14 protein-coding genes are annotated in these 16,944 nt (G+C 62.3%); 4 read left to right on the top strand and 10 right to left on the bottom strand.

Annotated features, from left to right (window positions below):
- Positions 1-6 precede the first annotated feature (6 nt).
- From GC425_RS03415 to GC425_RS03445, 7 genes are all read right to left on the bottom strand, one after another.
- Positions 7-2,085, bottom strand: a complete 2,079-nt coding sequence (locus tag GC425_RS03415; protein ID WP_151843823.1) for an ATP-dependent DNA helicase UvrD2 — start codon at positions 2,083-2,085, stop codon at positions 7-9.
- The gene (locus tag GC425_RS03420) at positions 2,085-3,161 is read right to left on the bottom strand and encodes a TrkA family potassium uptake protein (RefSeq protein ID WP_151842016.1); all 1,077 of its coding nucleotides are present in this window, start codon (positions 3,159-3,161) and stop codon (positions 2,085-2,087) included. Before GC425_RS03420 ends, GC425_RS03415 begins: the two co-directional genes overlap by 1 nt.
- Before the next feature lie 60 nt (positions 3,162-3,221).
- Complete coding sequence (locus GC425_RS03425) at positions 3,222-6,812, bottom strand: ATP-dependent helicase (RefSeq protein ID WP_151843822.1); 3,591 nt, start codon at positions 6,810-6,812, stop codon at positions 3,222-3,224.
- The gene (locus GC425_RS03430; RefSeq protein WP_151843821.1) at positions 6,813-10,046 is read right to left on the bottom strand and encodes an ATP-dependent DNA helicase; all 3,234 of its coding nucleotides are present in this window, start codon (positions 10,044-10,046) and stop codon (positions 6,813-6,815) included. It abuts the gene before it with no gap.
- A 95-nt stretch (positions 10,047-10,141) separates the two neighbouring features.
- Positions 10,142-11,017 carry a TIGR02569 family protein gene (locus tag GC425_RS03435; RefSeq protein ID WP_151843820.1) on the bottom strand — a complete coding sequence of 292 codons (876 nt, stop codon included), beginning with the start codon at positions 11,015-11,017 and terminating at the stop codon, positions 10,142-10,144.
- Complete coding sequence (locus GC425_RS03440; RefSeq protein WP_151843819.1) at positions 11,017-11,943, bottom strand: DUF3152 domain-containing protein; 927 nt, start codon at positions 11,941-11,943, stop codon at positions 11,017-11,019. Before GC425_RS03440 ends, GC425_RS03435 begins: the two co-directional genes overlap by 1 nt.
- A gap of 8 nt (positions 11,944-11,951) precedes the next feature.
- Positions 11,952-12,179 (bottom strand): DUF3107 domain-containing protein, encoded by a 228-nt coding sequence (locus GC425_RS03445; protein WP_151842021.1) that lies wholly within the window; start codon positions 12,177-12,179, stop codon positions 11,952-11,954.
- Positions 12,180-12,290: 111 nt separating this feature from the next.
- Between GC425_RS03445 and GC425_RS03450 the strand changes: the two genes are divergently transcribed.
- Both GC425_RS03450 and GC425_RS03455 read left to right on the top strand, forming a co-directional pair.
- Complete coding sequence (locus GC425_RS03450) at positions 12,291-13,526, top strand: DEAD/DEAH box helicase (protein WP_374707627.1); 1,236 nt, start codon at positions 12,291-12,293, stop codon at positions 13,524-13,526.
- Positions 13,526-14,767 (top strand): hypothetical protein, encoded by a 1,242-nt coding sequence (locus GC425_RS03455; RefSeq protein ID WP_151843817.1) that lies wholly within the window; start codon positions 13,526-13,528, stop codon positions 14,765-14,767. The genes GC425_RS03450 and GC425_RS03455 overlap by 1 nt, the downstream gene beginning before the upstream one ends.
- A gap of 19 nt (positions 14,768-14,786) precedes the next feature.
- Here GC425_RS03455 and GC425_RS03460 read toward each other — a convergent pair whose 3' ends face one another.
- Positions 14,787-15,206 carry a hypothetical protein gene (locus GC425_RS03460; RefSeq protein WP_231699671.1) on the bottom strand — a complete coding sequence of 140 codons (420 nt, stop codon included), beginning with the start codon at positions 15,204-15,206 and terminating at the stop codon, positions 14,787-14,789.
- Positions 15,207-15,537: 331 nt separating this feature from the next.
- Here GC425_RS03460 and GC425_RS03465 point away from each other — a divergent pair, with 331 nt between their 5' ends.
- Complete coding sequence (locus tag GC425_RS03465) at positions 15,538-15,804, top strand: WhiB family transcriptional regulator (protein WP_151842024.1); 267 nt, start codon at positions 15,538-15,540, stop codon at positions 15,802-15,804.
- A 74-nt stretch (positions 15,805-15,878) separates the two neighbouring features.
- Positions 15,879-15,953 carry a 50S ribosomal protein bL37 gene (locus GC425_RS09950; protein WP_106015642.1) on the top strand — a complete coding sequence of 25 codons (75 nt, stop codon included), beginning with the start codon at positions 15,879-15,881 and terminating at the stop codon, positions 15,951-15,953.
- A gap of 62 nt (positions 15,954-16,015) precedes the next feature.
- Here GC425_RS09950 and rsrA read toward each other — a convergent pair whose 3' ends face one another.
- Together rsrA and GC425_RS03475 are read right to left on the bottom strand one after the other, a co-directional pair.
- Entirely contained in the window at positions 16,016-16,267 is a 252-nt protein-coding gene (rsrA, locus tag GC425_RS03470) for a mycothiol system anti-sigma-R factor (protein ID WP_151842025.1), read from the bottom strand.
- Positions 16,260-16,934, bottom strand: coding sequence for a sigma-70 family RNA polymerase sigma factor (locus GC425_RS03475; RefSeq protein WP_151843816.1), 675 nt, complete (start codon positions 16,932-16,934; stop codon positions 16,260-16,262). Before GC425_RS03475 ends, rsrA begins: the two co-directional genes overlap by 8 nt.
- Positions 16,935-16,944: the final 10 nt, after the last annotated feature.

A 16,944-nucleotide genomic window follows, 5' to 3' on the forward strand; every position in this document is an offset into this window, starting at 1 on the left:
GACGACCTAGCTGAAGTTATCAACGATAGCGAGCACGTCGTCGCCGAACTCCTCCACCTTCACCGGGCCAATCCCCGGTACGCCCACCAGTTCCTCCCGGGTGCTGGGCAGGGCCTGGGCGATGGCCTTCAGCGTGGCATCCGTGAACACCACATACGCGGGCACCCCACGGTCTGAGGCCACACTGGTACGCCAGCGGCGCAGTTCCGTCACCAGCACATGATCCAGCTCGTTGACGTGCTCCCCGCACCGCCCCAGAATCTTAAACTCGGGGGTGGCCAGACGAGTGCCGCACATCGTGCACGCGTTCTTCGGGGCTCCCTTCGTGCCGTGTGCAGATCTACCGCGGGCCGAGAGCTCCTCAGACTCACCCTGCTCACCCGGGACAAGACCATCCAGGAAACGGGTACGCCGACGATTAGCCTTCCCGCCGGCAGCTCGCGCCGAGGCCCACGAGAGGTACAGGTGCTCACGAGCTCGAGTAACGCCCACATAGAACAGACGCCGCTCCTCTTCGATCGCCTCTTCGCTCTTCTTCCCCTTCAGGGCATAGCGAATCGGCAGCATGCCCTCCACAATCCCGATCAAGAACACGGCATCCCATTCCAAGCCCTTCGCCGTGTGAATGCTGGACAGGGTCACTCCCTGGACCTTCGGCGGATTCTTGGACTCAGCGCGCTCCCTCAGCATGGAGACCACCGTCGCAAAGGATAGCTCCGTCGTCGATTCCTGAATGATGTCACGAACCAACAGGTACAGCGCATTCAGCGAGTTCCACCGACGCCGCTCCTGCGCCCCGGACGGTTCCTGCGTGCCCAGGCCCAGCGGCTGCAACGCATGCTGCACCGCGGGAAGGATGTCATGGTACTCGGGCTGGAAACGCTGCGCCGCGCGCGTGAGAGCACGCATCGCCTCCTTAATCTCCGTACGCTGAAAGAAGCCCTCCCCGCCTTTGACCTCGTAACCAATCCCCGCCTGGTCCAGCGCGTATTCCAGCGCAGCGGATTGGTCGTTGACGCGATACAGCACTGCGATGGAGCCTGGATCCACGCCCTTGCTGATCAGCGCCTGGATACGCTGCGCCACGCCTTCGGCCTCGGCGGCGTCGTCCGTGTACTCCATGAACTCCGGATCTGGACCTGGCGGGCGCTGCCCCTCCAACTCCAGGCGGGTGCCCGCAGCCCTGCCGGACGCCTTCTCGATCACCCTATTGGCCAAGCCGACCACATTCGGTGTGGAGCGATAGTCGCGGTGCAGGCGCACCACCGTGGCCTCCGGGTACTTCCGGGAAAAGTCCAACAAGAACTCAGGGCTCGCACCATTGAAGCTATAGATGGTCTGGTTGGCGTCCCCCACCACCGTCAGGTCGTCCCTGTCCCCTAGCCACGCATCCAGCAGGCGCTGCTGAAGGGGCGTGACGTCCTGATACTCGTCCACCACAAACGTGCGATAGCGTTCCCGAAACTCCTGGGCGATCCCCGGATGGGACTCAATAGCCCCGGTCATATGGAGCAGCAGATCATTGAAATCACAGATGATGCCTTGGTCCGTGACTTTGAGCTGCTCATACGCGCGAAACACCTTCACGAAGCGCTCCGGTTCCACCGGGCAATCCCTGCGCTGAGGCACCACGTGGCGAGGGTAGTCCTCCGGCACAATCAGGCTGGATTTCGCCCAGGAGATCTCCTCATTGAGGTCCTTCACCGTTTCCGTGGACGGCTCCACGCCCACCTTCCTCGCCGCCGCGTGGACGAGCCGATACGTGGAGTTCTCTAAACGCCACTGCACATCCCCCGCGTAAGCCGGCCAGAAATACTGCAGCTGCCGCATGGTCGCCGAGTGGAACGTCTTCGCCTGCACCTTCGGCACATTCATCAACGTCAGGCGCTCACGAAGCTCGGACGCAGCACGCTTGGTAAACGTCACCGCCAGCACGTGATCCGGGTTCACAAAGCCGCCCTCCACAAGGTGGGCAATGCGATGGGTGATCGTGCGAGTTTTACCGGTACCCGCACCTGCGATAATGCACACCGGCCCGCGAGGGGCGGTCACTGCCTGAAGCTGTTCGGGATCCAGTTGTAGCACTAGGACAAAATCTCCTCTGGTCCCGTGTTGGAACGGACATACAGGATGCGGTCACCCGGCTCGATGGCCTCCGCTTCCGCCGCATCAATGCGGTACAGCTCACCGGAGCGCACCACGCCGAGCACCACGTCCTCCAGCACACGCGGGTTGGCTCCCACTTCTTCTTCCACAACCAGGCGCTCCGCGATCGAGAAGCCCTCGTCGGGACTCAGCAGGTCCTCCATCATTTCCGTCACGGACGGGGTGACCGTCGCCAAGCCCATCAGGCGGCCTGCGGTCTCCGAGGACACCACCACAGAGTCCGCACCCGACTGGCGCAGCAGGTGGGAGTTATCGGATTCGCGCACGCTGGCGACGATGGTGGCCGACGGGGCAATCTCTCGAACGGACAATGTAATCAGCACGGCGGCGTCGTCCTGATTCGGGGCAACAACCACGGCGCGGGCACGGGTCACGCCAGCTAGTTTCAGGACATCGGAACGGGTGGCGGACCCCTGGACCGTCACCAGGCCCTGGGCGCTGGCGTGATCCAGCATGTCGCGGTCCACGTCGATCACAACGATCTGCGACGGGGAGACGCCGTCTGCAAGCAGCGCGGCAATGGCGGAACGGCCCTTCGTGCCGTAGCCAACAACAATGGTGTGATTACGCAAGTGCTTCCTCCAGCGGCGTAGTTGCAGCGTTTTCCGAGATTCTTCCGTCAGCACACTCAGCGTGGTTCCGACCAGAAGGATCAGGAACACAATGCGCATCGGTGTGATGACCAAGATGTTGATGAGGCGCGCGTGTTGAGAGATCGGCGCAATATCACCATAACCCGTAGTAGATAGCGATACTGCTGCATAGTACGTGGCGTCCACAAACGTGTACAGCCCCGAGTAGCCCGCACGATCCCAATACGCGATACCGGCCGTCGCAAACAGAAGAATCAGGGCGTAGAAGAATCGGCGTGCGATCAACCACCACGGGCTCTGGGCCACGGTGTCCGGAATCCGGACGATACTCAGCAGCGCATGCGGCGGCAGCGAGTCCATCTCAGGATCCACTCGGAAGCGGTTCCTTAAGCTATCCCTCATCAGATCTCCGAGTCCTCGTGACAGGTAGTGGCGGTTGCAGGTATGGGTGCGTGGCTCATGTTACTTCTCCCGCAGGACAGAGGTGAAGTTCAGGTGCTCGTGCAGCTCGTCGGCGGTGGGCAGGTACTCCGGCTCGAAGGTCTCGTTGGTGCGCACATAGTGGAACGCCGCGCGGACATTCTCCGGGTCCACCGTCACACCCAGCTGGGCGCTCAGCACTTTCGCCCACGCCAGCCGATAGACCGCCAGCTGTGTGACCGCCGCCGCCATGTTCTCTGCCGTGGGTTTGCGACCCGTCTTCCAGTCCACGACCATCCAACCGGTGGTGGGGTCCTCCCCATCCTTGAAGATGGCGTCGATCCGCCCTTCGTACACGTGGCCTGCCAGCGTGACCGAGTAGGCGCCCTCCACGGCATGCGGCGTGCGGTCCTTCCATTCCGAGCGCAGGAAAGCCTCTTTGAGTTTCTCCAGCTCCGGATCATTGAGCGTGGCATCGGCCGCCCCGGGCAGCTGGTCCTCATCGAGCAGACTGGTGGTGCCGTAGTAGTTCTCCAACCACGTGTGGAAGGCCGTTCCCCGCTTGGCGTAAGGCTGCGGCTCCATCGGAACCGGCCGGCGGCGCCTGCGGGCGAACTCCTCCGGGTCGCGCTTGAGCGCCACCGCTTCTGTGGCGGTCAAGCGAATGTCTAGTGGGATAGACACCGTGGTGCGCGCGGACTGTTGGAACTCCTCGATGAGCAGGTCTGTCTCGCTGTTCCATGCACGGATCTGATCCGTGTCCGCGCCTGTATCTGTGCCCTGTGATTCCTGAGGGCTGCGGGTGGCCTGCTCGTAGAAGGCCGCGGCGTTGATTCTTTTCTCCGACGCCGGGCGCGGCCACCTCAGCTCTTCCACAGACGCCTCGGGCTCCGGACCCACCAGTCCTTCTTTCCTCCTCTCCTGATAGTCTTTGCGGGATTCGTTGAGCGCATCAGAGGGCCACATGAGCTCGGTTTCTCGGGAGTGCACCTGCTCCTTCTCGTAAGCCTTGATCGCCGAAGCACTCACCACTCCGCCCAGCGATGACCAGTGGTCAATCTCCGGCACCTGCTCGAAGCTTTCCAGCCCCTCTTCCCCGGTGGGGAGACCGTGCTTCGTCGCGAGGTGGTTACGCAGCAAGGTCATGGCGACAGAGGGGTCAGAGCCGGAGTCGTTGGAACCATAGGCGGCACCCGAGACATACAGCACCCGTTCCGTACGCGTGATGCCCACGTAAAACAGGCGGTCCCGCTCTTTAGCCTCGAAGCAGCCCACGGCTTGTTTGAACTGCACAACATCCTTGTTGTGATGTGCCCGGGTACGCCGCCCGTTTTTCCCTTCGTTTTCTTCCAACAGCACCGGCATGGTCTCCATACGGGGATCAGGGGTGGCATCCCCACGGAGGCTGGAGGGGATGCGGGAGGCCTGAGACACCCAGGTACTGACCGAGGGGCGCTTCTCCGCGTCACCGAAGTTGGCGCGCTCGGCGTGGGGTACTGCAACGATGTCCCACTCCAAGCCCTTGGCCTTGTGGATGGTGAGAATCTGTACGGTATCGCTTTTCTTCTGCACTTCCCCGGGTTCCAGCCCGCCCTCTTCGTCGCGGGCGGCCAGCAGGTAGCTCACCAGATCGGACGCGTTCCCAGAGGTCACCTCAGAGAAACTGCGGACGATGTCCGCAAAGTGGTCCAGGTGGCTTGTTCCGATGGAGGTCTCCCGGTCGGAATGCCACCTGGTCAGCACCTCGGTGCGCACACCCAGAGACTGCTCCACATCTGTCACGAGGTCCACGAGTGACTTGGGCAGGGAGTACTGCCGAAGCTCCCTCAATTCAGCGGCCAGCTCCGTCAGGCGCGTCGCGCCTTCCTGCGACATACCAAACTCCGTGGCCTGCCCAAGATCAGCCAAAGCGTCCGCCAGGCACACTCCTGATTCCGTGGGGTCGGGTACGTGACGAATGACCTCCTGCACCAGGGATTCAGGCAGATGACGTAGTTCGTCAGGGATCTCTTCGTCGTCCGTGCCGCTGTCCACGTGCTGTCCCAGCCCTTGCGCGTTAGCGTGCCTGTGGAGCTGCTTAGCCCGGCGCTGCAACGCACGGATATCGGCTGCTCCGATGTTCCACCGTGGGCTGGTGAGAATCCTCAACATGGCCACGTCGTCTTCCGGGTCCACCAGAACACGCAGCGTGGCAAAGACATCCGCAACCTCGGGGATATACAGCAGCCCCACTCCAGCAGTCATTTCGGCGGGCACGCCACGTTCCACCAGCTTGGTGTAGATCGGCACGGCGTCCCGATTCTTCGTCACCAGTACCGCGGCACTGAAGGGGTGCTCTGCCGGACCGTGTCCGGCCGCCGCCCTGTCCTTCCACTGGCGCTCGAGGTTATCCGCCAGCCACTCCAACTCCTGTTCTCGTTCGTCGAAAAATGCAAGGTGAATATCGCCCTCGTCCGCACCGTCCCGAGGCTGAAGCGCAGACACCAGACGCGTGCGTCCCCCGTCTTCCATCGACCAGCTCGACGTCACGTTGGCCAGGTCCAGCACGCCCTTGGGATTACGCCAGCTGGTGGTGAGCTCCAGCTTCTGTGCCGGACGCCCTTGTGCATCGGGGAAGTCCTCACGGAACTTCTCCAGGTTGGATGCGGTCGCGCCACGGAACATGTAGATCGATTGCATGGGGTCACCCACAGCGGTCACGGACAACTGTTCATCGAGCCCATTGCCAAACAGGTTGCGCAGCAGGATTCTCTGCGCGTGCCCCGTATCTTGATATTCGTCCAGCATGATGACGCGAAAGCGCCGGCGTTGTTCCTCCCCCACGATGGCGTTGTTCTCCACCACCCGCGCCGCCAAGGACATCTGCTGACCGAAGGTCATCACGTTGAGCTCCGTGAGTCTGCGCCGGCAGGCCTCCACAAGGGGAAGAATCGCCAAGCGTTTCTCCTGGGCCTTAAGGAACTTCTGATTGTCACCGCTGAAGTACTCCGGCTTGTCCTTCTTCGATGAGTCCAGGTTCACCAGATTGTCAATGGCCGCACGGGTTTCCTCTGCAGCCTCGTGAATATCAACGAGGTGGTTATCTAGTTCATCGCTGAGTTGGTGGATGTCCTTAATCATGGTTCCCATGTTGCGACCGGGTAGTGGCTCCCTCCACTCATTCAGGACATCGCGGGTAATCATCCACCGTTCGGCATCCGTGATCACGCGGGCACTGGGTTCCACGGGAGCCAGAAGGCCGTACTCTCGGACGATGTCGCCCGCATAGGCGTCATAGGTGGATACCGCGGGCGAGATGTTCTTCAGGATCTCATGCCGTGGGTCATCGGCTGGCAGGTCCTGCATGAAGCTGCTGCGCGCCAGTGTTTGCAGGCGGCTTCGAATGCGCTTTCCCAACTCAGCGGCGGCCTTGCGCGTGAAGGTGAGGCCCAGCACCTGCTCAGGCCGGACGTATCCATTGGCCACGAGCCATACCACGCGTGCCGCCATGGTTTCGGTCTTTCCGGCTCCGGCTCCAGCAACCACCAGCATCGCTCCCGTGCCCGGCGCGCCAATGACGGCTGCCTGGTGTTCGGTGGGCGGGAACTGTTGGTTGAGCTTCTGTGAGAGTTCGAGGGGTGAAATGTCACGCATTTAGATCACCATCTTCCCTTCGGATTGTGCAGGGCACAGGGTTGCAAAGTCGCAGTTGCTGCAGGCTGGCCCTACCTGTGCTGAGTAGCTGGGTCCGGCGGAGTGTTCGGCAAGGTTCAGCAGGTCATTGGAAAACTCCTGCAATTGTTCCGGTGTTTTCTCCGCCTGATTGCGCACCGTCATGCTTTTACTACTGTCGTCAAAGGGGAACACCAGCGCGGCTCCTGCAGGGGAGAGCGCAGAGCTAGAGGACAGGATGAACTGATACGCCATGAGCTGTTTGCTCACTTCAGCGTCCTTGACCGAGGGGATGTTGCTGGCGGTTTTGTAGTCGTAGACCTTCACCGTGGAGTCCGACATGTGCGTCACCAGGTCTGCACGTCCCGCCAGGTGTACGCTGATGCCGCTACTGGTGTGACCGACATGTGTCCGCAGGCTCAGTTCCGTTTCCACGCGCTCAGCTTCCGTGCACACCGAGTTGATCCACTTATGAAGGCGTTCGATTCCTTCCATCCATTCCTCGACATAACGGTCCTTCATCCACTGTGGTCCGTCGATGACCTGCGGCAGCATGGTGCGCATGGTCAGCTGTGCGTCCTCCAGGCTCAGGCCACCCGCGATGTGTTCGGCGATGGCATGGATGATGTTTCCGATGCGCATGTGCATGGTGGTGGGTGCCACCGCCCCGTGTGCGCTCAGGAATGCGGACAGCTCGCACCCGTCAATCTTCTCCAACCGTGACGGGCTCAAAGTGATCTCTGGACCGTCTGGCCCCTGGTCTACGATCCGTTCCGTGCTGGACGGCGGACGCACTCCCCACCACTGCGCCGCGTCTGCGCCGGCCACGCCGGCATCCGCCAAGCGCTGAAGGTTGCGTGCGGCGGCGCGGCGCTCGGCCGGGTCTCTAGACTCGTCCTCTACCGCGTCCCGCAGCTCTGCCATCAGCGGATCCAACGCCAGAATCCGCGGCACGTCCGTGCTGACGGTCTCTCCCACCTGCAGGGGCTCGTCCCCATCCACGTCATCGTGGTTGAGCACACCGATCTCCACGAGGAATCGCGACGGAACCTGTGGAGCATCGTGGGCAGACTTGATGGTGGTGATGGTGGTTCGCGAGCGCGCTCGACTCAAGGCCAACAGGAACAAACGGCGTTCCTCCTGGACGGCCTCCGCAATGCGGGAATGGGGCTGACGTGGGTCCACCCCATGATCCTTCAGATCCACCAGTTCCTGCTGGTAGAACAGCCCTCCCACGGTGGGGCCTGCCGGCCAGTGGTCTTCCTGCACTCCGGCGATCACGACCTCTTCCCACTCGCGGCCCGCCGCGGCGTGGGCTGGCAGGATCTCCAGCGCGTTGCCCTCGGCCCCTCGGCGGTCGCGGCCAGCCGTCGGAAGTTCTTGGGCGCGCACTTCCTCCACGAACGTCGCCACGGAGGCCTGCGGGTTACGCTCCACGAAGTCACCGGCCATGTCGAACAGGTTCATGACGGCGTCCAGATCCTCGTCGGCCTGGGCTCCTCCCGTTCCCCCGCGTAGAGCACGCCACTGCAGTCGCGTGGATAGTTCGGTGGCTTGCCAGATCTTCCACAACGTCATTTCCACGCTGTCTCCAGCCCGGCGCGACTCAGCCCCTGCCATCATCACCGCGGAGATGCGCTCAATGATGTCATGCTCACGCGGCCCGATGAACTCCATCATCCACGCGTTGCGTTCCGCCCGCGGGTCCTGCAGCAATTCACTGAGGTGGAGCCACGCGTTATCCGCGGTTCTCCCGTGCGCGCGCATAGCTGCATGAATGTTGCGCTGGACGCGACGAACCATCACGGGATCCGCGCCGCCCACCGCGGACTCCACCAGGGTCTGCGTTTCCCCCGGGGTGAGGGTTCTGACGGTCGATTCCATCGCCAGCAGCAGCATGGTCACGAGCGGCTGCTGGGCGAGCACCATGGAGGTGGAGTCAATCTTCACCGGCACGCCATAGCTCATGAGCGTCCGGCGCAACGGCGCGATATCGCTGGTAGCGCGCACAATGACGGCAATGTCCTTCCAGTCCACACCGCGTTCTGTGTGCGCCCGGCGCACGGTATTCGTCACGTGCAGCCGGTGGGCAGTCTCCGTGGAGCTGGCCAGCACCTGCACTCCCGAATCGGTCGTGTCCCGTCCCCGCAGCTCAACGCGCGCGCGCTGCGTGGGCAGATGATTGCGCAACGCGTTCACAGCCTCCGCCACGTCGGACGTGATGCGGAAGGAACGGCTGAGCTCCACAACAGTGGTGCTGCGCGCCACCTGCTGATTCAGAAAGGCCTCATCGGCGCCTCGGAAGTGGAAGACGCACTGATCGGGGTCCCCGGCGATGATCGTTCTCATGCCCGGCGCTGCGAAGGATTCGATGAATTGTGCCGACGCCGGGTCCAGGTTGTGCGCATCATCCACCAACACCAGGCGCACGTGGTGACGGAGATCCTCATGGATCCGCCGACCTGTGGGAGTGTCCATCGCGGCCAGTACCTGGTGGAGCAGCTCCGAGGCGTTGAGGTTGTCATTGCCCGCCAGGCGCTGCACGGCCTCGTATTGTTCGAGAAACGCGCCCGCGCCCGACCACATCGGCACACCGTGCTGCTCCCCCAGTTCTTTCAGCTCTGCGCTGCCCACGCCGCGTTCCGCCGCGCGCAGCAGAAGGTCGCGCAGGTTCCGGGCAAAGCCCACCATGCTCAAGGCAGGCCGGACATACTCGGGCCACTGGCTGACGGTGCCGTCCTCCACGGAGCCTCGCAGCAGAGTTCTGACGTGAATGTCATGCTCGGCGCCCGTGATCAAACGCGGCGCGGCCTTCCCTTCGGCAATGCGAATGGCGCGCAGCACAGCGAATGCCCAGGAGTGCACGGAGCGTACCAACGAACCCGTGGTGGCATAAGACTCCTGATCTACGACCCGATGGAAGATCGCCTCACGCAACGCCGACGCGGCTTCCTTCGACGGGGCGACAAACATGATCTCTTCAGCCTTCCCCCCATCACGGATATGCTGCACCGCGATATCCACCAGCAGCGAGGACTTGCCCGTGCCGGGTCCTCCCAGGACCACCGCGGGAGTCTCCCACTGCAGTGAAGGGTCATTCGTCACTAAGGCCAGAGGCAGCCCCGCGTACTCATGCTCCACGGCCTCCCGCGTGGGCTCTTCCAGCTGCAGCTGAGGCGGTCCGTCCGTGCGGTTGCGCTGTTGTCCGTCAGTCATGTCCACTATTGTGGCACCTTCGTCCTACATCGTCCCCCACAACGGACGTTAAAAATCGAACACACAGGTAGCGAGGCCCGCGCAGACCTCCACACCTAACCGCTGTGCCGCTGCCGGCGGATCCTGCCAGCCACCACATCCGCGCAGCGTTGCAGCCCCGGCCACGCCTCAGGACGCGCATCCGGGTGCATGATGTGCACACACAACCGGTACACCACAGCGCGCACCAGCAGCTGATCGAAATCCTCTAGGTGTGCCCACCTATCCAGCAGCGCATCCGGGGCCGAGGCCCAGGCGATGGAATCCACGGCCAGCAGCGCCACCGACCACGCATAAGGCCTAAACGTAGGCACGATGTCTGTGAAAATGGGATCCGAGGCGTCGTCGAACATGACACATCCCACCACATCGGCATGAACGACCTGGTCGGCGGCGTGAATCTCCTCCCGCAAGTCCAGCACATGCGCGGCCTTCATCAGAGCCTGCGCGACATCCTCACGCGGGATGGACTCCGCATCCAGCACCGGCGCGATCCACTGCGTGGCGTTGTCCGCGAACGCCGCCTCCTCCGCCGCTGCGAAAATATCAGCCGACCGCCACGGCGTGCCCACCTCCGGCGGTCGCAGGAAACTCGGGCGAGCCTCCCCCGCCAACGCATCATTAATCTTCAGCGCTGCCGCGGCCATCTCATCAAAACGAGGCGACGGCGCCCCACTCAAAAACGTGCGCGCCCGCCACCCGGACACGCTAAAGCGCCCGTCGGACGAGGAAATCGGGCGAGACACGGACACCCCCACGGGGCGGATCTTCGTCATCGTTTTGGAGATCCACGCCGCACGCGCAGGATCATCCGCCCGTGAAATGACGGCATGATCGCAGCGCCAACCACCCGCCCAGGCGCCCTCCACGCGCGTGGGGCGTGCGGTCGGGACCTGGAAACTCGTCAGGATATGTGCGGGTGGCTGAGTCATTACTGCTTCACATCCGTTACTTTCCCTGAGGGGTACGGCCACGGATTAGGGCGGCACGTATCCCCATTATTTTTGTAGCTTTCTTCCGGATTTATTTTATACAGCTCACTATTGCGCATGGACAACGTCTGCTGCATCATGATCGGAGCCAACGCGCCGTCCTTATCGCAGGGGGTGTGCGCAGCATAGCCGATGCCGTGGCCCAGCTCGTGATTAATGACGTATTGGCGATAGGACCCCAGGTCTCCGTGAAACGGAGCGGCGCCGCGCACCCACCGCGCCTGGTTAATCACCACGCGGTTGCCAATCCGGTAGAAGCAGCTGGTTTCCAGCTTGTAGCTGTTGCCGCACAGCTCATGGGTTGTGTCCGTGGAGGACAGCTGGAAGCGATAATCGGGATTCTTCACCTTCTTCGCATCCACGTGCTGGAAGGAAAAGGCCTTATCGGCGATCCAGGACTTGGGGTTAGCGAGGGTGGCGTCGATGATCGCGGCGAAGGCGTCGTCCCCGCCGTAAGTGGCCGCGTCGATCGTATCCTCCACCTCCACCACGTAGGTGTACTTATGCTTCGTGCCGGTGCCTGCGCGCTCGCCGGGCGTGCCGACCGTCCGGTACTTCTGGGAGCCCTTGGTGCTGAAAGGCCCACCGGGTGGGAGCTCGCCCACGCGCAGGTCATCGAAGATGCTCTGCGGGATGGGACCAGACCCGCCGGACTCCCCCTCCGCCGAGCCGCTCATCGCCGTGTCCCCCACCACAGCACCATCCTGAACACCATCCTGGCCCCCTTCGCGCAACACGGTAACCAGGATCAAGGCAGTGACCACCACAAAAGCGCCCAGCAGCACGGCCTTCACGCCGCGCCCTGGTTCTTTCGGGGCGGGGTGGCTGTGCGGTTGGGGCAGATCGTAGCGCTGGTGAGAAGCCATTTAGGCGATCACAGGAAGCCCACGGAGTTTTTGGTCTCCGTTCCGACCTCTACGTAGGCGATCTTGTCGCGCACCAGAACAACCTTCGCACCCTTCGAGCTGCTCAGGCTGAGGGTGGCGTTGTCTTGCGTGCTTGCCAAGAAGGTTTCTACGCGTTCTACCACCGCATCCTGTGATTCCTCGGATTCCAGTACGAGTTCGCGTGCGTTGTGCACGAAGCCAATCTTGATCTGCATGGGTTTTCCCACGTCCTTTTCATGATCTCGAGGTGTCACTGCACCAGGCGGTGCAGTAGTGTGACCATCATAGCCGTCTATAAGCATAGAGTGCCCGAAAGGTGGGTGCACGTGGCGACAGGATCCACTGCCTTGACTTTTGCCGATCTCGGCGTTGCGATGGAGATTATCGAGGCGCTTGAGGACCGCGGCATCCGCACGCCTTTTTCCATCCAGGAGCTGGCCCTTCCCGTGGCGCTGCGGGGTAGGGACATCATCGGCCAGGCGCGGACGGGCACCGGAAAGACGCTGGGATTTGGGATTCCACTGCTGGATCGTGTGTTTGACGACGCCGAAGTCTCCGCCCCCGACGGCACACCCCGAGCCCTGGTGGTTGTCCCTACCCGGGAATTGTGCGCGCAGGTGGCGGAGGATCTGGTGTCCGCGGGTGAGCATCTTCCCTTAAAGATCAAGGCTGTCTACGGCGGCGTGGCTTTTGAGCCACAGATCGCCGCGCTGAAGTCCGGCGTGGATGTCCTTGTGGGTACGCCCGGCCGGGTGCTGGATTTGTCGCGTCGCGGGCACCTGACACTGTCCACGGTAGAGATTCTGGTGCTGGATGAGGCCGATGAGATGCTGGATCAGGGCTTTATTGAGGACATGCGGACGATCCTCTTGCTGGCCAAGCCGCCTCAGGGCCACCGCCAGACAATGCTGTTTTCCGCCACCCTGCCGGCGCCGGTCATGGAGTTGACGCGTGAGTTTATGCGCAAGCCGGTGAGGATCCAGGCGGATTCTGGCTCCTCGAAGGCCACGCACGAGTCCACCCGCCAGGTGGTGTTTCAGTCTCATCAGTTGGATCGCGAGGAAGCATTGGCAAAGATCCTTGGTGCAGCGGAGGTGGAGCGCACGATTGTGTTTGTGCGCACGCAGCGGCAGGCCGGGATGCTGGGCGAGAAGTTGTATAAGCGGGGCTTTCCGGCCTGCAGCATTCACGGGGGCTTGCGGCAGGTGGAGCGCGAGCGTTCCCTGAAGGCGTTTCGCACAGGCCAGGTGTCTGTGATTGTGGCGACCGATGTTGCGGCGCGCGGCATTGACGTGGAGGGTGTGTCTCATGTGATCAACGTCCAGTGCCCCACTGACGAGCGCTCCTATGTCCACCGCATTGGCCGCACGGGCCGCGCGGGCCAGGAGGGAATGGCGATTACGCTGGTGGGCTGGGATGAGGTCCACCGCTGGAATGCCATCGCGGAGAGCCTGGGCCTGCAGCAGTTCGTCGATCCGCCCCAGTGGTTTAGCGAGTCGCCGGACTTCCTGGAATCCGTTGGGCTCACCCCCGGACGTCGATCAAGGAGGCGCCGCCGCTGATGCGTGTCCCACTGCCCCGTCCTGAGTCCCGTTCCACGCGGGATGTCGTCGCCGTGTGCGCGATTGTCCTTGTTGTTGCGTTGGTGGCCGTCTCTGCCTATTTTTCCTCCGACGCCCGGCGCGTTCAGCACAACCCCTCTCACTCACGTATAGCGGCGTCGGAATTGTCGAAGCTTCCGGAGGGGTTCGTACCGGACACGCTGCATGAGGTGTGGAGATCTCCGAACGTGGCGTCGCGACTATCCGTGGATGAGGGCGGCGTGTTGATCCAGCATGATGACCGCTCGGTGACGGTGAAGCACGTGGCCACGGGCGAGGATGCGTGGAGCTACACGGCGCCGCACGATGTGTGTGGTTCGGCGATGGCGTGGAATGTGACGGTGTTGCTGATGCGGTCAGCGAAGGGGTGCGGGGACGCGGTGAGCTTCAAGACTGCCACGGGCCAATACCATTCCACGCGCAGCGCTCTGGCCAGCGAGGATGTTCGCGTGCAGCAGAGCAACGACAATGTGGGCACGGTCTCCGATCGCCGGGTGGAGCTGTGGCGCAAGGACCTGGTGCGCACGGTGGAGGTGGGTCAGGTGGAGGCGCCAACCCAGCCGCACAAGCAGGCTCATGAAGAGTGCGGGATGGCCGGCGCGTTGTGGCGCAAGGAGTTCCTGGCCGTGCTACAGTCCTGCGCCGAGGAGAACCGCTCCGTGTTGCGGGCCATGACCACTACTCCGGAGGAGTCCTCGGAGCCGGAGGAGGACGAGAGTTGGGACCTGCCGCTGGGCAGCCAGTTGGTGGCGGTGGCTCAGGATCGTGTGGCGGCCTACATGCATGTGGATGACGGCCGGCCGGTGGTGAAGGTGTACCGCGCAGATACGGACACCGTGGATACGTTTCCGGTTCAGCCTTCCGGCCTGGCGGAGGCAGCTGGCGATGGGTTTAGCCCGGTGACGGCTGATCTTCCGCACCACATGACGTGGTGGGATGGTGAGCGGCTGGTGGGCTTTGATCCGTCCACGCTGCGGCCCGTGTGGCATGTGGAGGGCGCCTTAGGTACGGGTGGCGCCATGGGTGGCCGTGTGCTAGTTCCGGTGCCGGCGGGGATTGCTGTGGTGAATTGGCACTCAGGCGAGGTCGAGCGGACTATTCCGGTGGACCGGCAAGGATACTCCGGACCGGTGACACTGAAGGTAGCCGGGAAGTTTGTGGTGGAGCAGCGCGGCCAGGAGACGGTGGTTCTGTCTGCTTAGTCGCGCTGCGCATGAGTCTTTAGTCGCGCTGCTCGTAGCGCTGCATCATCCAGTTCACACTGTTCTTGTGGAAGATCAGCGCCAGGCCCACCAGGGCGATGAGGGCGGTGGGAACACCGAGCTCTGGGCGGGAGGACGTGAACATGTAGTACGCCACGCCCAGCAGGCACAGTTGGAAGAAGACGATGGGACCGCGTCCCCAGGCGTGGGCTGTCAGCAGTGCGATGCCAGCGGCGAGGATCACCCCGAAGATCAGCAGGAACCACAGTGCGGTTCCGGCTCCGCTGATGACTGCTCCGGGGGATTCGTAGCCCATGAGGTCTCGAACCAGCAGGACTGCGGCGATGACCAGGCCGGCGAGGCCCTCCACGACGCCAAAGAAGCCGGCGAGTTTGATGGTTGTGGGGATCTCTGAGGAGATAAAGGAGGACGCTTTCATAGGTGTTGAGTGTAGCCCGTGGGGTAGGTTAGGCTCTACTCTGGGTTCTGAATAACACAAAATCAAAACAGTGTGATCTTCATCACATTTTCGCATCTACCTCTAGCGCAGCAGCTTTTCACATGTCAGTATGTACCAAGTAACAAAGAAGAGTCACTCGGTTTAACAGCCAGTTAAACCCAGGGGGATTCTCTGATTACGGCGAGAAGCCGCCACGGGACCACATAAGCACTCGGCAACGCCACTTCGCCGCAGTCCCCACCACGAAAACACCCCACACAGTGGGAGGCACGTTCGCGTACCCCCACGCAGTCATGAAAGGACCTACCACATGGATTGGCGCCACAAAGCAGTCTGCCGCGACGAGGACCCAGAACTGTTCTTCCCAGTAGGTAACTCCGGCCCAGCTCTCACCCAGATCGCACAGGCCAAGCTGGTCTGCAACCGCTGCAGCGTCACAACGCAGTGCCTGAACTGGGCCATCGAGTCCGGCCAGGACGCCGGCGTGTGGGGCGGCATGAGCGAGGACGAGCGCCGCGCCCTGAAGCGCCGCAACAACCGCGGCCGCGCCCGCAACCGCACCCGCATTTCCCTGTAAATATTTCCCTAACGCGAACCTCACGCGTTAGACTAGTGCGGTTACTACATCAAACCCCATAAAGGAGCTTCCACATGAGCAAGCGTGGCCGTAAGCGCAAGGACCGCCGCAAGGGCAAGGCAAACCACGGTAAGCGTCCAAACGCTTAACACACCCCGTAGAGCATAAAAAGCGAGAACTGACTTCACGTCAGTTCTCGCTTTTTCACGTGTTAAGCCCGGTACTCTACGCGCGTGATACGCAGGCTGCGGGTGATTCTCGCCCGCAGCTCCGTCGGGGCCTGCTCGCAGCAACTGGAGCGGAGAATCTCCCGCACCTGCTGCTCAATCCCCAGCGCTTCTAGACAGCTTGGGCACTCCTCCGCGTGCTTCTTCAGTTGCGCTCGAGCCTGCGCATCTCCAGCACCATCAACATATTCATAGAGTGCTCGGACCAGGTCGTCGCATTGGGATTTCTTAGACATAGCCGTGCTCCTTCGTTGTCTTAGTGCTGGCATTCTTCGCGCTGGCTTTTTGTGCGCTGGCCTTCGCAGCGCCTTTGTCTACGGCAATGCCGTGCTCCGCAGCCACGTCCTTCAAGGCCGTGCGCAGCTGCTTACGCCCACGCGACAGCCGGCTCATCACCGTGCCGATGGGAGTGTCCATGATCTCCGCGATCTCCTTGTAAGCAAGCCCCTCCACGTCGGCGTAGTAGACCACCATGCGGTAGTCCTCGCCCAGATCCATCAGGGCTGTGCGGATGCGCTGGTCGGGAATCCTTTTCAGCGCTTCCACTTCCGCGGACTCCAAGCCCACCGAATCGTGGGAGGCGGATTCCGCCACCTGCCAATCCGTCATCTCGTCAGCCGAGGACTCCTGCGGCCGGCGCTGCGCCTTGCGGTAATTGTTGATGTACGTATTCGTCAAAATGCGGTACATCCACGCCTTCAAGTTCGTTCCCGGTTTAAAGGAACCGAACGCCTGATAGGCCTTCATGTAGGCGTCCTGGACCAAATCCTGAGCGTCCGCGGGATTGCGCGTCATGCGCAACGCGGCGCCATACAATTGATCCAGCAGGGGCAGCGCATCCGATTCAAAACGAGCCAGCAATTCGGCGTCGGTTTCTTCAGTGCGTTGAGGCAATTGTGTCACCTTCCAATCA

This window comes from Corynebacterium sp. zg254 (assembly GCF_024701495.1).
GTDB classification, from domain to species: domain Bacteria; phylum Actinomycetota; class Actinomycetes; order Mycobacteriales; family Mycobacteriaceae; genus Corynebacterium; species Corynebacterium zhongnanshanii.

What these genes read in the sequence shown, in the direction of transcription:
- GC425_RS03435 (WP_151843820.1), bottom strand. Translation starts at nt 11,017, where the DNA reads ATGACTCAGCCACCCGCACATATCCTGACGAGTTTCCAGGTCCCGACC.
- GC425_RS03420 (WP_151842016.1), bottom strand. Translation starts at nt 3,161, where the DNA reads ATGAGGGATAGCTTAAGGAACCGCTTCCGAGTGGATCCTGAGATGGAC.
- GC425_RS03455 (WP_151843817.1), top strand. Translation starts at nt 13,526, where the DNA reads ATGCGTGTCCCACTGCCCCGTCCTGAGTCCCGTTCCACGCGGGATGTC.
- GC425_RS03425 (WP_151843822.1), bottom strand. Translation starts at nt 6,812, where the DNA reads ATGCGTGACATTTCACCCCTCGAACTCTCACAGAAGCTCAACCAACAG.
- GC425_RS03440 (WP_151843819.1), bottom strand. Translation starts at nt 11,943, where the DNA reads ATGGCTTCTCACCAGCGCTACGATCTGCCCCAACCGCACAGCCACCCC.
- GC425_RS03430 (WP_151843821.1), bottom strand. Translation starts at nt 10,046, where the DNA reads ATGACTGACGGACAACAGCGCAACCGCACGGACGGACCGCCTCAGCTG.
- GC425_RS03445 (WP_151842021.1), bottom strand. Translation starts at nt 12,179, where the DNA reads ATGCAGATCAAGATTGGCTTCGTGCACAACGCACGCGAACTCGTACTG.
- rsrA (WP_151842025.1), bottom strand. Translation starts at nt 16,267, where the DNA reads ATGTCTAAGAAATCCCAATGCGACGACCTGGTCCGAGCACTCTATGAA.
- GC425_RS03465 (WP_151842024.1), top strand. Translation starts at nt 15,538, where the DNA reads ATGGATTGGCGCCACAAAGCAGTCTGCCGCGACGAGGACCCAGAACTG.
- GC425_RS03460 (WP_231699671.1), bottom strand. Translation starts at nt 15,206, where the DNA reads ATGAAAGCGTCCTCCTTTATCTCCTCAGAGATCCCCACAACCATCAAA.